A 20,724-nucleotide genomic window follows, 5' to 3' on the forward strand; every position below is an offset into this window, starting at 1 on the left:
TCTGAACTGAACCAGTCAAACTCAAATCTAGATCAAAGTTTCACTTGTTAACGAGAATAGTTTTCAGTTGTATTACGTATTATGTGACAAATGCACGCTAGAATATAGTACCAAGAAGATTTAATTTTATTTAAAGACGCGATGAGTAAAAGCGTTACTCTCTTTGCGCTGTCAACAATCCCATGTAGCAATCATCTGACCATATTTGATCAATACAGTTATTATGTCTTAACGTTCCTTCAAGAATGAAACCGACTTTCTCAAGGACTCTACGTGAAGCGGTATTGTGTTGGTCACAAATACCGATGTATTTATGCATATTAAATTGCAAAGCTCCCCAGTCGGTTACGGCTCGCAAGCTTTCAGTAGCGAATCCAAAACCGTGCTTTTCTGGCGCAATAAGGTAACCCACCTCAGCTCTGTTTAATTGAGCATCATCACATCGAAAGCCAATAAGGCCGACAAACTCATTCGTGTCGATCTGCTCAATGACCAGAGATAACCATTCACCAGATTCAAATTGCCAAGCGGCTTTACGTTGCTCAAATTTAGCAACGATATCTGACTCAGATTCAATAAGGCGAATATATTGATTTATATCTTTATCGAGGTGCAAGCGAAGAAAGTTCGGCCAATCCTTCGTTTGTAAATTTCGTAATATCAACCGATCGCTAAAAAGATTTATGTCCATACACCCTCTATTTCTTATCAAGAAAAATGGCAGCCTAGGCTGCCATTTTTGATACTTAATTAATACACACTAGGCGCGACTAGTCACTTCAAGTAAATGATAACCAAATTGAGTTTTTACAGGTCCTTGAACAACATTTAACGGCGCACTGAACACTACTTCGTCAAATTCTTTGACCATCATGCCAGGACCGAAAGAACCTAAATCACCACCCTGTGCTCCAGACGGGCAAGAAGAGTTTGCCTTAGCAATCTCAGCAAAATCGGCGCCGGCTTCGATCTGTTGCTTAAGTGTTTCACATTGTTCCTGATTACTCACAAGTAAGTGTCTAGCTGTTGCTTGTACCATGATATGGCTCCTATAAATGTAATATCTACTAAAAAATAACACTAACATAATGACAAAATGATGACACCATTTAGTCACCAAACTTGTGCAACATTATTTGGTTGATTCAGATTCAATCCAATCAGCAATCTTGTTTTCCATCACCGCCATAGGTAAAGAACCTGACGTTAACAACTGGTCATGAAAAGCTTTAAGGTCAAACTTGTCGCCAAGCGCTTTTTCGGCATCAGCACGCAATCTTAAAATTGTCAGTTGCCCCACTTTGTATGATAAGGCTTGACCAGGAATTGCCATATAACGCTCTACTTCAGCAATGATATCGGACTCTGCCATTGGTGAGTTGTCCATCATGTATTGAATAGCTTGCTCACGACTCCAACCTTTGGCATGAAGACCTGTATCAACCACTAATCGCATAGCTCGAAGCATTTCATCTGATAACTTACCGAAATACTGATAAGGGTCGTTAAAGAGGCCCATTTCAACACCTAAATACTCTGAATACAGTGCCCAACCTTCTTCAAACGCAGTATAACCTTGGAAGCGTTGAAATTGCGGCACCTCGGTCAACTCTTGCTTAATTGAAATCTGAAAGTGGTGACCAGGTGAAGCTTCATGCAAAGAAAGGGTTGTCATTCCCCATTTCGGCTGCGCTTTTAAGTTATAAGTATTGATATAAAAGATCCCCGGACGAGAGCCATCCACAGCAGGAGATTCATATGATGCACCTGCTGCCGACTGTTCACGGAAACTTTCTACTGGTTTAACAATATAATCGGCCTTTGGCATCACATTAAAATACTGCGGTAACACCTGATTAATTCTATTTTTAATGGTCATATAACCATCAATTAAATCTTGTCTATCTGTAAAGAAATACTGAGGTTCTGAAGATAAAGAGGCAAAAAATGCCTTTAGATCACCGCTGAAACCAACTTGTACTCTAACTTTGTCCATTTCGGATAAAATACGCGCAACTTCAGATAATCCAATTTGATGTATCTCATCGACAGGCAAAGTGGTAGTTGTGTGACTATTGGCTAAATGCTGATACCAGTCTTTACCATTAGGTAATCCCCACCAACCATCAGAAGCACGGGAGTTTGGTAAATAATCATTCTTTACGTAATCACGCAACTGAGTTAAAGCAGGTAATAATTCGGCATTGATGAGTTGAGTATACTCAGTAGTAAGTTGTGATTTTTGTTCCGCAGTAAAATCATCTGGTAGCAAGTTTATCGGTGAATAAAATATACTACTCTGTGCATCCGTAACAAGTTGAGCATCTAACTGAGGAATGATGCGCTCCACAAGTACTCGTGGTAATACGACTTTGCTAGCGATGCCCTCGTCCATTCGTTGTTGGGCAAGCTTGGTCCAGTTAATAAATCCACGTAAACGAGCCAACCAATTTTGATAATCTTTTACCGTCTTAAATGGTTGAGCACTTTCACCACTTCCTAACTGAACCATAGTAAATACTGTGCTATAAAACTGGTTAATTGGTAAGAAATATTCAGGATAAGTTTCGCCAATAAGCTCCATATTTCGATCGTAGATAAACATGTCGTAACTGAGTTTAAGTGAAGCAGGAAGCTTATCAACATCAATAGTTTTGGCTTGACTGAAATATTGACTATTCAACTCATGACGAGCCTTTAAGTATTCATCAGTTAATGCACCACCAAATTGATCGTTATAATCATTTACGCCTACAAAAGTGGCATAAATTGGTTCAAGCTTAAGTTGATCATTAAAAAAATTATCTACCATAGCTAAATACTGCTCAGAGACAGATTGAGGCATAACGGCTGCGCTAGGCTCTGAAGTGGTTTTAGATACAGACGTAACCGTTGAATTGTCAGAACAACCTTGAGTAGCTAGGAGTAAGGACACAGTTAACGCCAACAATGTTTTATTCATTTTTATTATTCCTTAAACACAAATTAACTCACGCCTTGTTATCCTTAAAAGGTCAAAGGCTTAATATAAAGATGACGATGTATCACAGTACAGTTTTTAATCTAAACAACATTATTAACCTTGTACAATAATGTCATTGTAACTTTGGCTTGCTCGACAAGAAACTAAACTTCACTAAAAACACACAAACTAACAATTAATCGGTAGTGAATATGTACTGATATGCATTTACAACTATGATAACAGACCGCTAAACATCGGAATAAAAACCATTTCAAATACATAACCAATTGATTTAATATTTTTTAATAGCTAATAAAAAAGCCCCTAGAAGGGGCTTTTTTTGCGAGCTTAAATTAAAGCGCTACGTTGTGAATCCGAGCTTTTTCTTTGATGTAAGAAATATAGCTCTTAGCACTACGTTCGGTCTTCTTATCATTCGCGGCAAGCACCGCACGATTATAAGCAGACTTGTACTTTTTCAGGCTTAAGTATGCTAAAGCTAGCTCAAACTGAGCTTCACCCGGATTATCGATGCCTGCATCAAGTGCTTTTTTAAACACAGGAATAGCGTCATCGAACTTTTGATCTAAAGCAAGAATGCGACCTTGTTTTAAATACAAATCACCCTTATTACTAACGGCAGCGGCTTTTCCATAATAGAAAGCGGCTTCTTTTAGCTCTTTAGCATTATGATAAAAACCAGCAAGAGTTGATAAGCTCTTCTCGTTTTCAACAATAAGACCAGACTTTAAATGCTTTTCGAAAATGGTAGCAGCTTTGTAAGGCGAACCTTTTTGTGCTAACAACTGAGACAAACGGGTAATGTTACTGTCTGTCTCTAAAAAGCCATTCTTATAGGCTAAATCATATGTTGCAAGTGACTTATCATAATCTTCAGTCATTAAGTAAAACTGAGCTAACTGTACCCAGAGACGTTTATCGTCTTGGAACAAAGGCACCATAGTTTCTAATACTTTTACGGCTTCTTTGTATTTTTTCTGGTTAAAGTAAGCGGTTAACTTCATCTGATATAGGCCCTTGTCAGGCGATTCAGCTAAAGATAAACCTTTGTCAGATACTTGAAGAACTTTATTCCAATCTTTTAACTCAGTGTAGGCAATACCAATACGGCGATACATTTGCGAATCAGCCTTACAGGTAAAATCCATCCACTTGTAGTAGTAAGGAATAGCCTCTTTAAACATTTTTTCCTGGAGTAATAAATCAGCATACAAACGCATTGTTGCAGCATGATCGGTACCACCAAGAATATCAGCGTCAACAGCAGTCTTTAAATATTTGATTGCTGTCTTCATCTGGCCTTTTTCGGCATAGAAGTTACCTAACATACGATCGACATAAGCTTTATCGAAATCGTTTTTAGCATTAGCCTCAAGCAAAATTGAAATAGCTTGGTCTAAATTTCCTTCAGTGTATGCTTCAAAAGATTTTTGAACTTTTTTTGCAGCGCTTTCGCCAACAGCACGAGATTGACGTTTATCAATTTCACACTTTTCAGCAGCCACTACAGAGTTTGACAATAGTGCACTTCCACAGACTGAAAGTAATAACGCTGTAGCGATACTAGTAACTTTACGCATTATCTACCTCCCTTTCTCTAGTGTGAAGTCAAGCTGAACTGTCATACCGGTTTGTTTTAATGGCTTGCCATCAACGATCTTTGGCTTATATTTCCATTTCTTCAATGCGCGAATCGCTTCGCGATCGAATAAACGTTTAGGTTCAGCCTGGATGACAGAAACATCATCAACACCACCAAGTTCGTTAATCGTAAATGAAAGTTGAACATAACCTTCTTTACCATCACGAGCAGCAGCAATTGGATACTGTGGCTCAATACGAACGATAGGGGTAGCATCACCATCACGGGTCATCATATTGCCAAGTTTAAAACCTGTACTTGGTCCACCAGCTTCGATACCACCCATATTGAACGCCATATTAGTGTCAATATTAGTTGATGAATCTGGCGGAGTAGTATCCGGCTTCGGTGGCTGCTCCGGTGGTGGAGGTGGCTTAGGTGTAACCCTTGGTTTTTTCTGTGCCTTCGAATCCTGTTTATCCATCGTAATTTCAATAACAGGGGATTCCACTGAGTCGCCGTTGCGTTGTGCGCCACCGCCGACTAGGAAAGCCATGAAAGCAAACAGCCCAAAAGTCACTGCAGCACCAATGATTATTGATACGAGTGCTCTTAGCATATTACTCATTCCCCGCTGATACTGAAATTTTGTCAATACCGGCAGCTTTAACATTATCAAGCACTTTAACGACTAAACCATGTAAAGCGTCTTTGTCTGCTTGAATCAATACAGCTGCTTCTGGTGCTTCCGCTAACATACGCTCTACGTTTGCAGTTACACGCTCGATATCAACCTGACGGTTTTCCATCATAATGACGCCAGTTTTGCTGATGCCAATAAAGATGTTTGCCGATGGTTTAGACGTAGCCTGTGACGCTTTAGGCTTGTTGTAGTCTAAGCCTGATGGCTTAACAAACGATGTTGTTACAATGAAGAAGATCAGCATGATAAACACGATGTCTAGCATCGGGGTCATATCAATCTGCGCTTCCTCTTCCATACTGGAATGCTTCTTACGTGCCATGTTCAATCTCTCTCTAGTGGTGAGGCATGCTGTCTTTTAGCTTTTCTAAACTGATTCTCATTTTTGAGTCTAAACGAGTGCTAAAGAATACACCCGATAGAGCTGCAACCATTCCTGCCATAGTTGGCATAGTGGCCATAGAGATACCAGCGGCCATTAAACGAGCATTACTCGTCCCCTGAACTGCCATCACATCGAATACTGAAATCATACCGGTTACAGTACCTAATAAACCAATCATTGGACAAATGGCTACTAAGGTTTTGATTAACAGCATACGTGCATTCAAATCTTGCTTCGCTTGGGATAACCAAGCTTCACGGATACGGTGAGCATGCCAAGAAGTCGTTTCTTCTCTTGCTTCCCATGACGCGATAACGGCTTGATGTTGTTTTGGTGATATCCAGTTGAGATACCAGTAACGCTCAAGCATTAACACCCACATTAGGAATAGCACAGCTGCAACCAGCCAGAGGACATCGCCTCCGGAGGCCATGAAGCCCCTGACGGAATCCCATACGTCCATCAGGATTAGCATCATTAGTCAGCCCTCTTCTCAGCATGTTCTGCAATGATACCAGCACTTTGTTCTTCAAGAACTTGAACAATAGACTTGCTACGAGCCACTACGATTGCATGTAATAACATTAGAGGCAATGCAGCGATAAGACCTTGAACAGTCGTAATAAGCGCCATTGAAATACCACCAGCCATCAATTTAGGGTCACCAGTACCGAATAATTGAATTGATTGGAAGGTTGCGATCATACCGGTAACAGTACCCAATAGACCCATCATAGGAGCAATAGCTGCGATAACTTTGATGATAGAAATACGCGCTTCTAAAGCAGGTGTTTCTTTTAATATCGCTTCATCAAGTTTCAGCTCAAGTGTTTCAACATCAACATCTTTGTTTGATTGATACACTTTTAAGATGCGACCTAAAGCGTTATTACCAGGCTTCTCGATGTTCTTACGTTGGCTGTTAACTTTTCCGCCAATGATAGTAAGAGTCACTAGACGCTCAATAGCAATTAATGCACCCAATGCTAATAAAGCAAGAATGATATAACCAATAGTTCCACCGGCTTCTAAACGATCTTCTAAGCTAGCTTTGTTAGTGAAAATATTCAATAACACGCCACGAGCAGGATCGATATAGAAAGGAGCTACACCTGAAGTGGTGTCTTCCCATGTACCAACTGCGCTAACTTGGTAACCTTCTGGCTGTTGTGATAGCTGTTGAATTAAACCAAGTTCTGGCTTGTAAACAACATATTTACCATCAGCAGTTAAGTTGAAAGGACCTACACGGTGAATAGAAGTGGTCTCAACATTGCCATCGATCGCGGTAACGTCACCTTGGAATTTAACAACTTTACCAGATTGAACCATTTCAAAAAGCTGAGCTTCCCAAAACTGCTCTAACTCTTCAATTTTAGGTAGTGACTTACGCGCACCAAGTTCAGCAATAAAAGCATCGCGACCTGGATACTGAGCACTAATGTTAGATGCTGCTAGCTTACCAGCGAAATCACCGGCTTCACCTTTAACAACACCAAACATCTCACCTAAGTCACCTTGTGCGGTTTTTAAGTCTTCTTCTAACTGAGCAATTTTACGCTCGTTATCTAAAAATGCTTGGTTTAAATCTTTACCACGTTGCTTTTCAGCAGCAAGGGCATTTTTCTCGCGCTTAAGTAATTCAGCTTTATCACCACGTTCAGCTTGAAACTCTTGTTCACGCTTAGCGTTTGTTTTGCCTTCATTAGCGCGATCAACTTTAACTTGTTGTAATAGTTGATCAATGGTTTTTGGTGCATCTGCAGCAGAAACCATACCAGCCGTTAAAGAGAAAGTTGCAGCCACTAGCACTGATGTAATTAACTTCTTCATTATTGTGCAGTCTCCGCAGCAGGAATTGGTAATGCGAATAGGTCTAATGCGCCTTGCTTACGAGCAATACGGATACCTTTAGTAATGTCGCGTAGATAGCTGTCGTCTAACTTGTTCCAAGACTTAGCATCAGCATCGTACATCCATGCTATTTTTTGATCTAAGCTTTGTGCGTAAAGTGCAACGCGGCCTAAATTAAAGAAATCAACTAGCACTTCTTTGCCGTCAAGGCTTAGCTTACCGGTATGTACAGCAACGAAATTACCATACTCACGCTCAATGCTATAAGCATCAAGGATTAGACGATATTTCTCTGCCAATGTAACTTCTGCAGTATTAAGAATATCTTTTAGATTTTTAACACGGTTCTGACGAACTTCCGTATTAAAAGGTAAATCTAAATTAACAAACTGTTCTAGAGCATCGACCATTTTAAACATTAATGGCACAACACCTTGACGAAGTTTATCAACGCCATTGATATCAGTTTGAATTAAATCAAGTGAATTTTGTTGATCAGCTACCAAGCCTGCAACGTAATCATTGTATGCTTTCAATGATTCACGCTCATCAGCTACGCTGCCATACTCAAAAAGCATGTCTTGTGCTTGGTCAAAATATTTGTCGACTTTCTGTTGTGACGCAGCAGAAGCAGCATTAAGGCTACTATCCGCTTTTTGAACGTCAGCTAGAGGATCTGCAACAACGAAGTTGCTACTAGCTAAAGCCAGAGCGCCAACAAGTGCAGTAGCGATTTTTGTTCTATTGCTTACCTTGGACATAGTTCCCAACCAATTTGAAGTGAATTAAAAAGTTCAACTTTGTGAAATAGCGATGATCTAAAATTGTGATCAATGTTACTTCAACTAAGTACGTCTTTTTCTTGTGATTGTTAGTTTTTCTTCCTTTTTCTGCACCTATTAAGGCGCAGACCCATTAGCATCATTCCACAAAATGTTGACCTATGTCAACATTTGAAAAGTTTAAAAACTAGTAGAAAGAGCCGTTATAGGAGCGAATGTTGATGAAAGGTTAATAATTAAACATGTGCAAGATGATTATGTAGTAATTAAGTGTTAAGGGATAATTTTTATTTGTTTTTATTCAATAGCTTACAAAGTAATGGCCAAGTTACTTTATTGTAACCTCACCTTTTTTCTAATTATGAAAATAATTTTGAAGCATGCAAATACCAAGCTAATACTTCATCTTGATCATTCTTAAGTATTTTAAGTTCATTTAACGTCATATTATTGAGCTGTAGTTTTTCCAAAAAAATAGCTAACTTTGATTCATCAAAAGATGCATCAACCAATTCAGTTAAACGTAATTTTAACGTATCCATTTGTATTGTAATAAATTCAATAAACTCTAACTTTTTTGTAACAGGCCAGAATAATCCATTTTTAAAAAATTGAGCCACAAAGCGCATCAACTCGCAATCTTGAGCTGCCGCGTCATCAAACATTACTAGCGATTTAATCAATTGATTGATTTCTGTTCTAACGCTCTCACATTGTGGATCTTTTTTAATACGATCAACATCTTTCGAATTATTGACATTGCCCATTGCATTAGCCATTTTGACTAAACAGTCTATAAGCAAATTGACTTCTTTTTTCTGTATTAAATTCAAAATTCTTCGGTTTCGATTGAGGATCATCGAACGTTTATGGTGAAACACAATAACAAACTGACCATCACTTTTTATGACTCTATTTGCTTCTTGAAGAGATTTTTCGACATTTGAATACTCAAAACCAAATTGGGATATATAAAGGTCTACGGAGTTTGCCTCAAATGGGAGCTGTTCACAGCGAGTATTAGACATCAAGGCGATATCAATATTATGATTATTTTGGTTTTCAGAGCTAGCTAAACTAACTTCTGCTAAATCGACACCAACAACCTTACCGGTTAATTCACTGGTTAATAATTCATCGCGAAGTAACAGAGGTAATGAGCCATTACCAGTACCAACATCGACAACTAAAAATTTTTCAGTTAAACCATTAAAAATCGGTTTCCACACACTTTTCAATATGCCGTCATAATTACCAGATAAAGCCTCACCGAATGACGTGGTGTGTCCTTGCTGCCAATATTCACTCCAGTGATTATTCATTGATTCTCCTTAATTAATGACAATGTATTGCTTAATTATCTCAACTCAGGATGAGATAAATTGATAAAAATGAGTTTAACTCAAGCCAACGATACCTAACCTTCACATAAATATACTCACAAGGAATAATATTGATATCTGAATTATTTTCCATTATGAGTTAAACAGCTAAGCCAAAAATACCATGGGTAAATATAAACTAAATAAAAAGGCTCCCGAAGGAGCCTCTCTTGTCTTATGTCTAATTAAATATTAGAACTTAAGAGTATAACTTGCACGGTATTCACGACCGTAGTTGTTATATAGATCAGGGTTTTCGTATATTCCAACAGAACTCAGTACTGGATCTTCATCTGTTAGGTTGTTAACACCTAATAACAATGAACCATAGTTACCTGCATCATACACGTAGCTGATATTGTGGATTAACCAAGAATCTAAATGGCCAGTATCATCATCTTCATAAGTAGATGCTGTGTAGCTCATGTTCCATGAGAATCTGTGATCGCCCATGCTGTAGTTAGTGGTAAAGTTAGACTTGTAGTCAGGTGAACCATTCCAACCAGCGATGTCAACGGCTTCAGAACCACCTTCAACTTCTTGGATATAATCTAGCACGAAACTGTTGTTCCAGTTGAAGCCGATATCACCAATTGCCGTTTCAAACTTAGCGTTAAGCGCGACGTCAATACCAGTAATTTCTAATTTGTCACCGTTACCATAACCAGTACCAACTTCTAAAGCACGTCCTAATGAACCATCAACGCCATTTGGAGCACGTTTAACATAGAAAGTGTCATTTTCTGCTAGAGTACCAGCACCAATACCACGCATAACGTTGGTAATTGTACGACGACTGATTACGTCATCAATTTTTAAGTTAAAGTAATCGACCTTAACACCGATATCATCAACGATATCCCATGCAACACCTAGGTTAGTATACTTAGATGTTTCAGGACCTAGGCTATCGTTAGCACGAATATAAGTATCATACTGTTTTGAACTACAATCTGCATCAGAGATACCTGCAGATTCACAGAACGGATAATCGGTACCTGTATCAGCACTGAATGTTGTTGCTGCATACAACTGATCTAATGAAGGCGCACGGAACGCTTCAGAGTAAGATGCACGTACTACAACGTTATCAAGAGCTTGCCAGCGAACAGAAGCTTTTGGTGCTACGTTATCACCAAAATCACTGTAATCATCGTAACGAGCTGCAAGGTTTAATTCAATGTCATCTGTTAACGGTAATACCGCTTCATAGAACATTGCCCATACTTGACGATCGCCACCAGCAGAGTTACCAGCACTACCACCAACTAAGCCAGCTTCTGACTGAGCGTCATACACTTCGCTATATTGTTGGTCGAAATATTCCATACCAACGTAATGTGCAACAGCACCACCTGGTAATTCGAACGCGTCAAAACCAATACCAGCACTGTATTGATCAAATGTAGCACGACCTTGTGTTAAGGTTGTGGTTTTCATGTTATTGATACCAGCTTCAGAGCCTAAATCAATATCATTTGCTTGGTTATAAGCTAGACCAGCATAGCTTAAGTAGTACTCACCGATAGACTTGTTATCGGCGATGTTGTGGTGGTAGTAAAATTCCCACTCAGCATCGTTTAGTGCACTAATCGTACCACGCAAACCAGTTAAATAATCTTGGTTGTAATCGTCAACGTTACCGTCACGAGTACCGATACCAACCCAACGGAAATAGCCAGTAGTTTCTTCACCATATGGATTATGTGGGTTATCTGCTGCCATGCTATTCCAAGCTGCTGCTGGAGGCGCATAGCGACCAAATGAGTTACCAGCAGTAACCATAACACGGCCAAACCATTCAATGTCTTCTGCAATTTCATAGTTAGCATCAACATAAACAGTATTACGCTCTGTAGATGCTTTGTTATAAGAAACGTTAGCAAAAGCATACATACAATAAGTAGAGCCAGCTCCACCCCAATCATTGTCAGCTTTAACAGTTTGGAATACATCTGAACCATACTGTGCTTCTAAGTCATTACATAATAATGATGCTTGTGCAGTAGAGAAATCTGGAGCAGCTACAGTTGCACCATAAATACTCCAACCTGAAGTTTCTTCATAAGCTTGGATTTCACCGTCGCCGTTGAAATCTGTCATGCTCGCTGCAGTGTATGGACGGTCAGCGTCAGAAATACCTTTACGATCCTGGTGGTCAAACGAGAAAGTAATGTTACCTTTGTCCATTTGATAACCAGCAACAACAGAGAATTCTTTACTTGTTAATCCGCCGTCTTGGTCACGAGAACCACCGCCAACGTTGAATTCGATACCTTGATAATTCTTCTTCATGATGATGTTAACAACACCAGCAATCGCGTCAGAACCATAAGTAGAAGATGCACCGTCAGTCAGAATGTCAATACGTTCTACTGCGGCCATTGGAATAGCGTTCAAGTTAGCAGATGCACCGCCTAGAGTAGGTGAACCTGGGAAACGCTTACCATCGATAAGTACTAGAGTACGGCTTGAACCTGCACCACGTAAATCGATCGTTGCTTGAGATTGTGCAGAACTACCTGAACGCTCAGAGAATGAACCGAAAGAGTTCAAGTTACTGTTACGAAGTGCGTCAGCAACTGTAAAGTTACCTTCCATCTTCATATCTTCAGTTGTAATAGTCGTAATTGGTGAAGCGCCTTCAAGGTCAGAACGCTTAATGCGCGATCCAGTAACCTCAATACGTTCTACTTTTGCGCCATCTTCATCAGCAGCAAAAACTGCTGGTGAAGCGAATGCAGCTGCTGCTGCACCACTGATCAGTGCTAAGCGCACTGATTTAGCTAATACGTTCTTATGCATTGTCTATCTCCCTGGACTTTTTTATGTCTTTCTTATAATGCTAACAACTTTTTAGTTGTTAGTTCAATGAGAGGATGCAACAGAAAACAATCACAACCGCCCAATTACAGATGCAATAAAATCACATTTGAAACAACTAATCAACAACTGATGAACCGTAAGCACAAAAGTTAATCAAATGTAACAAAAGCAACTGTTAACAATTATGAACAGGGTGTTTTTTTTACTATAAAAAACAATAGACTAGGTTTGACAGCTTTTTAAGTAAGGCTTTACTAAATCTAAATGGAGAAAGTTAACATTATGTTTTAATTTATCATTTGTTCGAAGTAAGCTTTTTTCATCACTTGGAGCAAATATAAAAATCTTATCGACTAATAAAAAGAGATATGTGGATAATAATTTAACATTTCATCAACTGGATTACTTTTGATAAATGTAAAAAGCCTAATCTCTCTTATGGAAGAGTACTTAACCATTCCAGCTAAAAGCATGCTGTTGTCTTGTGGCGACAAGCTAATATTTGAGATGAATAGATTAAAGTAATAGCAGTTGATTATTTACCAGTGAGTCAAAAGAATGCCCACAAAGTTGTAGGATGGGTTCTGCGATGGGTTGAATTTGTTTACTGATGTAATATTCATAATCAATATTAGTCGGTTTGGCTTCAATGGCCTGTGCTCCCGTTAGGGTCATGACATAGCGGATTTTTTGGCCTTTTCGGGTAACGTTTTTGTCTCCTAGAATATCGGCAAGCTGTTTAGCTGCTCTCACATGAGGTGATGATTTTGCGGTATAGTCTTCGACATTACGTCTTAAGCGCTTTGTAAAAATCAGTTCATTGTCTCTGGCTCCATGATTAATTGCTGCCAGCTCATTGGTTAAGTAATCAATCACATCTTCGCCTTTAAAAAACAGTTCGTACAAATGGTATTGCATCCTACGGGCAATGGGACTCCAATCGCTTCTTACCTGCTCCATACCTTTAAAGGTTAATAGCAATTGTTGAGCCTCATTTAATACAGCACCAACATAGCGTTTTTTACTGCCTTCATCTGAGCCTCTTAGTGTGGGCATAATAAATTGTTCGAAATGTGTTTCAAATTCAAGTTCGAGATAACTGTCTAATTGATATTCTTGCGTGCACCATTGAAGCCAACGCTGAGTAATCGATACCGACAGGTGCTTACCCACAGCTTGAATATCGGTAATGCCATGATTATCGCCTAACCACACAAAAGTGGAATCGGTGTCACCATAAATCACCTGATAACCGCATTCTTCTATCCACTGTTTAGTCAGTTTCATAATTTGGTGACCGCGCATGGTAATTGAACTGGCTAATTTTGCATCATGAAAAACACAACCTCGAGAGCCGAGCACTCCATATAAGGAGTTCATAATAATTTTTATTGCTTGCGATAAAGGCGCATTTTTATCACTTTTGGCTAACTCTCTTTGTTCTGCAAGACTAGCAACCAGTGCCGGTAAAATAGGCGAGTTACGACTAAAATGAGCCCCTAAATACCCTGCTACTGTGTTTGTGTCACCTGTGACATCATTTATATACATGCCTTCGACTAATCCTTTAGGATCAATCAGAAATGTTCTGATTATCGATGGGTATAGACTTTTAAAATCTAATACTAAAACATCTTTATAGTAGCCAGGGATAGAGGACATAACATAGCCACCAGGACTCTCTAAACCATTACTGGCAGGATGTGCTGGTGCCACAAACCCACTTCGATGTAAGTGAGGAAGATACAAGTGATAAAATGCCGCAATTGATGCGCCAACGCGGCCAAATTCCAAACCAGTTAACTTGGCACGTTCAAGTGCGAAGTCTAATAACTGGGTTTTTTCAAAAATATCCCAGACTAAGCGACAATCGGTAATATTATAAAAAGCCAGCGCATTTTTATCTTGTTCAAATAAATGGGTAATTTCCTGACCACGATTTTCAACATGGTCAATGGCTTTTCCTTCTGCCAATAATTGTCGCGATACAGACTCTAACGAAAAGCTATCAAATTGATAAAAAGCCGCTTTAAGCCAATCAATGCCATCCAACACCACTCGCCCTGGGAGCGATAAGGTTTCTGGTCGATATTTTTCGGCTACTTTCCAGCTTAACTCGCTATTTCCACGGCCAATGATTAAAGGGATGTTATGTAATACGCAACGTTTATATAATAAAGCTAAATCGAAGGTGACCACTGCCCAACCGATAATAATATCGGGGTCATATTCACTAAACCACGCAATTAATCGCTGTATCAGCTCAACTTCATCTTTAACCCAAGTAATAAATTGATGACAATCCGCTTGCGGCTCGCCAACCATAAATACACATTGATATTCGCGGCCATACAAACCAACAGAATATAACTCTCCTGCAAAGCTGCACTCAAAATCTAACGAAATCATCTTAAGCGGTATGCTAACCACTTGGTCTGCAGGTATTTTTCTGGCACGATTAATCGATAACACTGGCATTGATGAAGCGGAATACATATCTTGATAACGACCAACACACTCAATGTCTAAAGCGATAAAGCGCTCAATAAGAAAGCGTTGTTCTGGCCTGATATCGGTTTCAAATAAGGTAATACCGATATCTTGAGCAATGCGACTGACTAATTTTAGCTGGGTATTAGACTTTAGATACAATGCACTAATCGGTTCATGGGCAAAACTCATCAGTGATATTGATTCCGCTTTAAGGACGAAACCGACTTTTGGGCTCAATAGATCAACATCTTGCTGACGACAGAAACATATCACCTCACTGTGATAAAGCTCTGCTAGCACAGGCCCCTGAGCGGTTTTAATATAATATTGCAAGACTAATTGCCCATGTCGATAAATCGCATGGCGCGTTAATACTTGTCCCTGAACATTATGATCAGTAGCCGGGTTATTTGTTGGCTTTACTTCGGGTTTGAATTCCTGCACCAGTTTACTCAATTTGATTTATTACTTCGTGGCATGCTAATTGACTGTTATTATGTACAGCATAATTCAGTCTATGTAGAAATCATACTTCCTATGCTACCGGATAAGATAAAAAGTCAAATTCGTACCATTTATAAAGAAATTGCCACATCAATGCCGCAATTTCGCTCGCGTCGCGAGCAAAACTATATGGTAGCGGAAATATCTAAAACGTTAGCAGGTGAATATGACAAAGACCGTCGGATTATTGTGGTTGAAGCGGGTACGGGTATTGGTAAATCCTTGTCCTACATTTTAGGCGCTATTCCTTTAGCCGTTGCCACGAAAAAGAAAGTCTGCATTGCCACTGCAACCGTAGCACTTCAAGAACAATTACTGCATAAAGACTTGCCATATTTTTTACAGCAATCCGGTATTGATTTTAAATTTGGTCTGGTAAAAGGCCGTCAACGCTATGTCTGTTTAGCCAAGCTTGAAGCTATGATCGGCGCACAAGACAGCTCGCAAATTGCTATGTGGCAAACTAAGCCCGATCAAAGTCAAATTAATGAATTACAAAAGCTTCATCAAGATTTCCACCAAAAACGTTGGAATGGTGAAATCGATACTTTAAAACACCCTATCCCTGATTTTTTATGGCAACAAATTTGTTGTGACAAACACAGCTGCCACCGTCAAGTATCTGCGCACCATAATTGTCCATTTCATAAAGCCCGTGAAGACGTCGACACATGGGATGTGTTAATTGTAAACCACAGTCTATTATTTGCCGATTTAGAGCTTGGTGGTGGCGTCATTTTACCTGAACCGGAAGACATGTTTTATGTCATCGACGAAGCTCACCATCTCCCCATTGTCGCAAGAGACTTTTCCAGTGCTCAAGCAACATTGCGAGGAGCATGTGATTGGTTAGAAAAGGCCTCAAAGACCTGTTCTAAGCTGCAGAATCAGCTCAAAACCACCCATATTATTGCCCCAGTGCAAGCGATGCTTGATCACACCACAGATTTAACTAATTTACTCACCCAAGTGGCTCATTATTGTGATACTCAGCCGCAGCTATTTGCCAATCCTGAATCTCGGCTTCGGTTTGAACATGGCAAATTACCGCCATCATTATTAATACAGGCAGAAAACCTGGCCACGGCATCGGGTTCTGCAGTAAAGCAGTTTAATAAAGTCGTTTCTGTGTTAAATGAAGCCATCAAGGATGGAGAAGTCCCTAAGCATCAATCTGAAGGTTTGCTGTCTGAAACAGGCTTCATCTTACAAAGACTAGATAACTTACATAAGTTATGGAAAATGATGGCCAAAGAGGACAGCAAAAAAGGCGCACCAATGGCACGTTGGGCTGAATTAATAACAGGCAAACAGCAAGATTATCTATTTTGTTCGTCGCCTATAGAAGTCGGCTTTATGCTTGAGTCCATGCTGTGGCAAAAAGCCGCTGGAGTCGTATTGTGCAGTGCCACCCTGCGGGCATTAAATAGCTTTAACCATTTTGCTCACCAAATTGGATTATCAATCAACGATGGCAGTCGTTTTTTAGCTTTACTGTCTCCTTTTGATTATGAAAATAATGCCACCTTATTTATTCCTCAAATGGTTAATGAACCTACCGACGATAATTACACTGCAGAACTGGCACAGCATATTGTGACATTAATTGATGGTGAAATGGCCACCTTAGTGCTGTTTGCTTCCTACTGGCAAATGGACAAAGTGGTTGAATTAGTTGAAGGAAAAATTTCTAAAGAGCAACTTTTTGTGCAAGGCGCTATTCCACGTCAACAAATATTAGAACAGCATAAAAAGCGCTGTGATGAAGGCTTACCGAGTATTATTTTTGGCACGGGCAGTTTTTCTGAAGGTCTTGATTTACCCGGTGATTATTTAACAAATCTCATCATTACAAAGTTGCCATTCGCAGTGCCGACATCACCGGTTGAACAAGCTCACGCGGAATACTTAAAAGTAAAAGGCGGTAATCCATTTTTACAGCTGACAATTCCTGATGCTTCACGTAAATTAGTCCAAAGTTGTGGCCGACTGCTACGCAAAGAACAAGATTATGGTCGTGTGACCATTTTAGATCGTCGTTTAGTCACTAAACGTTATGGCAAATCATTAATTGATGCCCTTCCTCCTTTTAGACGTGTCATTGAATAGGTATTGAGTTGGATTTATTATTAGACCCTAGCCACTGGGCTGTATTAGCGGTCATCGGTATTATTGCTGGTTTTATTGATGCTATTGTTGGTGGTGGTGGGCTGCTTTCTATTCCTGCATTACTGACTGTAGGTATTCCGCCTCATCTAGCATTAGGAACTAATAAGCTGGCAGCTTGTTTTGGCTCCTTTACCTCAAGTTACACCTTCTACAAAAAACAATTGTTTACCCCCGCATTATGGAAAACGTGCTTTTTTGCTACCCTTATTGGATCGATAGCGGGTTGTGGCTTAGTGTTTTTGATTGACCCACAATGGTTAGATAAAATATTGCCACTGCTCATTATTAGTATCGCGATATATACTTTATTTAGCCCCAAAGCGATGGGCCAAGAAAATATACCCGCGCCAAAATTTAGCTCATCTAAGTACAAACAAATTAGCCAAGGATTTATTTTAGGTGGCTATGATGGTTTTGCCGGCCCAGGTATTGGTGCTTTTTGGAAGGTATCGTCTATTTCGCTGTATAAGCTGCCTCTTCTACAGAGTTGTGGATTAGCACGAGTCATGACAGCCGTGAGTAACATCACCGCATTAATCATTTTTGCATCGATGGGTCAAGTGCAATGGATGCTGGGCTTATGGATGGGGATATGCATGATGGCAGGTTCGTTTATCGGCGCAAGAAGTGCGATTCGATTTGGAATACCTTTTATTAAACCAATATTTATTATTATGGTATTGTCGATAGCGGTCCATCTTACGTGGAGTGCCTGGGCATGAACACCCAACAATTGGTCTCAATGTTAAAACAGCAGCTTGCACAACTTGAGCAAGATGCGTTGATCCACGACCAAAATTTAGCACCGTCACAACGACAATCATTAATCGACATTGAACGTTTTAACAGTCAACTGTTTGCTCAACAAGGCGCTCAATTAAGCCCTTGCATCATCCAGTTGCGCCAAGACATTAAACAACTTGAAAAACAACTATTTCTTAAGTTGGGTGGTAATGTTATTCAACTCAGTTGTAATCGTATTCAAGACAGATTTAGTGCCTTGCGCAGAGCATTGCTCACCACAGATATCAATCTTAAATCCGAACAACAGCGCAAAGCCAGTAATCGGGCTCGATATGCCAAAAAACAACAACAAGCTATTCAAGACAGTGGTTTTGGCTGGATAGCCAGTAATGTGATGCAAAACAGCCATCAACTCTATGCCGAACTCAATAAACATTTAAATTGGGCGAAAAAAATAGAGCAAAAAATACAACAAATGGAAGCAACGCTTGAATTCTGTCATAGTAATGACAAAATAAAATTGCAAAATGATATCCTTTCAATGCATCGTCGCTTAGGGAAATGCAAACAAGCAACCAGTTATATTGAAGAGCGTATTCAACTTTTTGAAAGACCTCGCCAAAGTTACCCACGTTAAGGAGAAACAATGAAATCTTTATTTACAACAAGTGCGCTTTTGGCATGTTTAACATCATCATCGGTATTAGCTGCTAATTTAACCATCCCAATGTCTTTTGAGTACCTTGCACTTGATGGTACAGAAGTTGAAACGAGCATGTTCAATCACCAATCGGATTTAGCCTTAACCAATGGCACCCATAAGATTGCGATTCGTTATCATGATGTGGTCGATGATTCCTTTAGCGATAGTCAAACGTTTATAAAATCGACCCCGTTAATTGTTACCTTAACGGTGGATGGCGATCATCAGTACTTATTGCAACCCGCTCAAGGTGACGTGATTAAGAATCCAAAAGCATTTGCAAAAAAACCACAAATCAACATTAAGCGTCAAGATAATATGGCTGTAACTTACAGCGTTGAACAAACTAATTTTACTGAAGACTCATTTATTACCAGCCTATTTAACAAAAAAAACCAAAATGATATTGAAACCCTATCGGCTTCGGCAACGGGTAGCGGTATTCAACCTACACAAACAGTAACAGTTCAATCAGATGTTGCATCGGCTACAACAATCAGTGCACCAGTTATCGCAACAGTGCCTGCAGCAGCGGCTCAAAAAACCACCCCAGCCCAAGCAGAACAAATGCTCCAGTATTGGTGGTTACAGGCCGATGATAAAACCCGTAAAGAGTTTATGGGCTGGGCCATCAAGCAACTCTAGTCTTGAAGTATATTCCCTTTGTATATCACGCCAGCTATTCACAGCTGGCGTTGCCTAGCACTCATCGTTTTCCAACCAGCAAATATCATAATTTGTACCAGCATGCACTCAAGCATCAATTGTTATTTGAGCAGTATCGCCAAACTCCTTCGCCCATTGATAAAGAAATACTGTATGGCATTCATTGTCCTCTGTACGTAGAACAATTTATTAATGGCACCTTAGATCACAAAGCCCAGAGACGTATCGGCTTCCCATGGAGCAATGAGTTAGTCAGGCGAACTTTACACGCCGTAAATGGAACTCGTTTGTGTGCTGAGCTAGCGCTTGAGCATGGTATAGCGGTTCATTTAACTGGTGGCTATCACCATGCACATTACGATTTTGGCAGTGGTTTTTGCATCTTTAATGACTTAGTCATCGCGGCCAGATCGGCCATTGATGCTAAAAAAGCAGATAAAGTACTTATTTTTGATTGCGACGTGCATCAAGGTGATGGCACCGCCACATTGACTCAAGATCACTCGGACATCATTAGTTGTTCGATACACTGCGCGCAAAATTTCCCATCAAGAAAACAGCAATCTGATCACGACATCGATCTCGATAAAGGCTGTACTGATAGTGATTATCTTGACCACATAAGACAAATATTGCCTTACCTCATTCGTCTGCATCAGCCTGACCTGATCATTTATGATGCTGGAGTCGATATTCATCAGCATGATGACCTTGGCTACTTTGCTATTTCGACTCAAGGTATTCTCGATAGAGATAAACAAGTCATATCGATCGCAAAAATGCACAACATCCCACTTGCAGCGGTTATAGGTGGAGGCTATAGTCGTAATGAAGATGAATTAACACTCAGACATAGCCAATTGTTAATTGCAGCAAATCAATTATGGCTGTAGCAGAGTAAAAAAATACTCTCGACATCGAAGTGAATGTCGATAAATCGAACCG

Annotated in this window: 17 protein-coding genes; 5 read left to right on the top strand and 12 right to left on the bottom strand. The window is 39.8% G+C overall.

Going from position 1 to position 20,724, the window contains the following annotated elements:
- Window positions 1-154: 154 nt before the first annotated feature.
- The 12 genes from GW828_RS10625 to GW828_RS10680 form a co-directional block, all read right to left on the bottom strand.
- A complete protein-coding gene (locus GW828_RS10625) occupies window positions 155-691 on the bottom strand; it encodes a GNAT family N-acetyltransferase (protein ID WP_182697035.1) in 537 nt (178 codons plus the stop codon).
- 69 nt (window positions 692-760) lie between these two features.
- Window positions 761-1,039 (bottom strand): peptidylprolyl isomerase, encoded by a 279-nt coding sequence (locus tag GW828_RS10630; protein ID WP_124016395.1) that lies wholly within the window; start codon window positions 1,037-1,039, stop codon window positions 761-763.
- 93 nt (window positions 1,040-1,132) lie between these two features.
- The gene (locus GW828_RS10635; RefSeq protein ID WP_182697036.1) at window positions 1,133-2,962 is read right to left on the bottom strand and encodes a DUF885 domain-containing protein; all 1,830 of its coding nucleotides are present in this window, start codon (window positions 2,960-2,962) and stop codon (window positions 1,133-1,135) included.
- Window positions 2,963-3,318: 356 nt separating this feature from the next.
- On the bottom strand, window positions 3,319-4,566 hold the full coding sequence (locus GW828_RS10640) for a tetratricopeptide repeat protein (RefSeq protein WP_124016393.1): 1,248 nt from the start codon (window positions 4,564-4,566) through the stop codon (window positions 3,319-3,321).
- A 3-nt stretch (window positions 4,567-4,569) separates the two neighbouring features.
- Window positions 4,570-5,187 (bottom strand): energy transducer TonB, encoded by a 618-nt coding sequence (locus GW828_RS10645; RefSeq protein ID WP_124016530.1) that lies wholly within the window; start codon window positions 5,185-5,187, stop codon window positions 4,570-4,572.
- Window position 5,188: 1 nt separating this feature from the next.
- Complete coding sequence (locus GW828_RS10650) at window positions 5,189-5,593, bottom strand: ExbD/TolR family protein (protein ID WP_124016392.1); 405 nt, start codon at window positions 5,591-5,593, stop codon at window positions 5,189-5,191.
- A 13-nt stretch (window positions 5,594-5,606) separates the two neighbouring features.
- The gene (locus tag GW828_RS10655) at window positions 5,607-6,134 is read right to left on the bottom strand and encodes a MotA/TolQ/ExbB proton channel family protein (protein ID WP_124016391.1); all 528 of its coding nucleotides are present in this window, start codon (window positions 6,132-6,134) and stop codon (window positions 5,607-5,609) included.
- The gene (locus GW828_RS10660; RefSeq protein WP_124016390.1) at window positions 6,134-7,489 is read right to left on the bottom strand and encodes a MotA/TolQ/ExbB proton channel family protein; all 1,356 of its coding nucleotides are present in this window, start codon (window positions 7,487-7,489) and stop codon (window positions 6,134-6,136) included. Before GW828_RS10660 ends, GW828_RS10655 begins: the two co-directional genes overlap by 1 nt.
- Window positions 7,489-8,271: a DUF3450 domain-containing protein gene (locus GW828_RS10665; RefSeq protein WP_124016389.1), complete on the bottom strand. Its 783-nt coding sequence runs from the start codon at window positions 8,269-8,271 to the stop codon at window positions 7,489-7,491. The genes GW828_RS10660 and GW828_RS10665 overlap by 1 nt, the downstream gene beginning before the upstream one ends.
- Before the next feature lie 380 nt (window positions 8,272-8,651).
- Window positions 8,652-9,614: a class I SAM-dependent methyltransferase gene (locus GW828_RS10670; RefSeq protein ID WP_273057507.1), complete on the bottom strand. Its 963-nt coding sequence runs from the start codon at window positions 9,612-9,614 to the stop codon at window positions 8,652-8,654.
- Window positions 9,615-9,866: 252 nt separating this feature from the next.
- Window positions 9,867-12,479, bottom strand: a complete 2,613-nt coding sequence (locus GW828_RS10675) for a TonB-dependent receptor domain-containing protein (protein ID WP_182697038.1) — start codon at window positions 12,477-12,479, stop codon at window positions 9,867-9,869.
- Between the two features lie 537 nt (window positions 12,480-13,016).
- Window positions 13,017-15,437 carry a DNA polymerase II gene (locus GW828_RS10680; protein WP_273057510.1) on the bottom strand — a complete coding sequence of 807 codons (2,421 nt, stop codon included), beginning with the start codon at window positions 15,435-15,437 and terminating at the stop codon, window positions 13,017-13,019.
- Between the two features lie 93 nt (window positions 15,438-15,530).
- Here GW828_RS10680 and dinG point away from each other — a divergent pair, with 93 nt between their 5' ends.
- Genes dinG through GW828_RS10705 form a run of 5 tightly spaced genes read left to right on the top strand, consistent with a single transcriptional unit; the run spans window position 15,531 to window position 20,672 of the window.
- Window positions 15,531-17,606 carry an ATP-dependent DNA helicase DinG gene (gene dinG / locus GW828_RS10685; RefSeq protein WP_182697040.1) on the top strand — a complete coding sequence of 692 codons (2,076 nt, stop codon included), beginning with the start codon at window positions 15,531-15,533 and terminating at the stop codon, window positions 17,604-17,606.
- Window positions 17,607-17,614: 8 nt separating this feature from the next.
- Entirely contained in the window at window positions 17,615-18,388 is a 774-nt protein-coding gene (locus tag GW828_RS10690; protein WP_273057512.1) for a TSUP family transporter, read from the top strand.
- Entirely contained in the window at window positions 18,385-19,047 is a 663-nt protein-coding gene (locus GW828_RS10695) for a primosomal replication protein (protein WP_124016383.1), read from the top strand. The genes GW828_RS10690 and GW828_RS10695 overlap by 4 nt, the downstream gene beginning before the upstream one ends.
- Window positions 19,048-19,056: 9 nt before the next feature.
- Complete coding sequence (locus GW828_RS10700) at window positions 19,057-19,758, top strand: DUF2057 domain-containing protein (protein ID WP_182697042.1); 702 nt, start codon at window positions 19,057-19,059, stop codon at window positions 19,756-19,758.
- Window positions 19,759-19,760: 2 nt separating this feature from the next.
- Window positions 19,761-20,672 (top strand): histone deacetylase family protein, encoded by a 912-nt coding sequence (locus tag GW828_RS10705; protein WP_273057514.1) that lies wholly within the window; start codon window positions 19,761-19,763, stop codon window positions 20,670-20,672.
- Window positions 20,673-20,724 lie beyond the last annotated feature (52 nt).

The sequence above is a fragment of the Shewanella vesiculosa genome, assembly GCF_009994065.1.
Lineage (GTDB): Bacteria > Pseudomonadota > Gammaproteobacteria > Enterobacterales > Shewanellaceae > Shewanella > Shewanella vesiculosa.

Excerpts from the sequence above, each read along its gene's own strand:
- GW828_RS10700 (WP_182697042.1), top strand. The coding sequence starts at position 19,057 with ATGAAATCTTTATTTACAACAAGTGCGCTTTTGGCATGTTTAACATCA.
- GW828_RS10625 (WP_182697035.1), bottom strand. The coding sequence starts at position 691 with ATGGACATAAATCTTTTTAGCGATCGGTTGATATTACGAAATTTACAA.
- GW828_RS10635 (WP_182697036.1), bottom strand. The coding sequence starts at position 2,962 with ATGAATAAAACATTGTTGGCGTTAACTGTGTCCTTACTCCTAGCTACT.
- GW828_RS10655 (WP_124016391.1), bottom strand. The coding sequence starts at position 6,134 with ATGATGCTAATCCTGATGGACGTATGGGATTCCGTCAGGGGCTTCATG.
- GW828_RS10695 (WP_124016383.1), top strand. The coding sequence starts at position 18,385 with ATGAACACCCAACAATTGGTCTCAATGTTAAAACAGCAGCTTGCACAA.
- GW828_RS10640 (WP_124016393.1), bottom strand. The coding sequence starts at position 4,566 with ATGCGTAAAGTTACTAGTATCGCTACAGCGTTATTACTTTCAGTCTGT.
- GW828_RS10670 (WP_273057507.1), bottom strand. The coding sequence starts at position 9,614 with ATGAATAATCACTGGAGTGAATATTGGCAGCAAGGACACACCACGTCA.
- GW828_RS10665 (WP_124016389.1), bottom strand. The coding sequence starts at position 8,271 with ATGTCCAAGGTAAGCAATAGAACAAAAATCGCTACTGCACTTGTTGGC.
- dinG (WP_182697040.1), top strand. The coding sequence starts at position 15,531 with ATGCTACCGGATAAGATAAAAAGTCAAATTCGTACCATTTATAAAGAA.
- GW828_RS10645 (WP_124016530.1), bottom strand. The coding sequence starts at position 5,187 with ATGCTAAGAGCACTCGTATCAATAATCATTGGTGCTGCAGTGACTTTT.
- GW828_RS10675 (WP_182697038.1), bottom strand. The coding sequence starts at position 12,479 with ATGCATAAGAACGTATTAGCTAAATCAGTGCGCTTAGCACTGATCAGT.
- GW828_RS10650 (WP_124016392.1), bottom strand. The coding sequence starts at position 5,593 with ATGGCACGTAAGAAGCATTCCAGTATGGAAGAGGAAGCGCAGATTGAT.
- GW828_RS10630 (WP_124016395.1), bottom strand. The coding sequence starts at position 1,039 with ATGGTACAAGCAACAGCTAGACACTTACTTGTGAGTAATCAGGAACAA.
- GW828_RS10660 (WP_124016390.1), bottom strand. The coding sequence starts at position 7,489 with ATGAAGAAGTTAATTACATCAGTGCTAGTGGCTGCAACTTTCTCTTTA.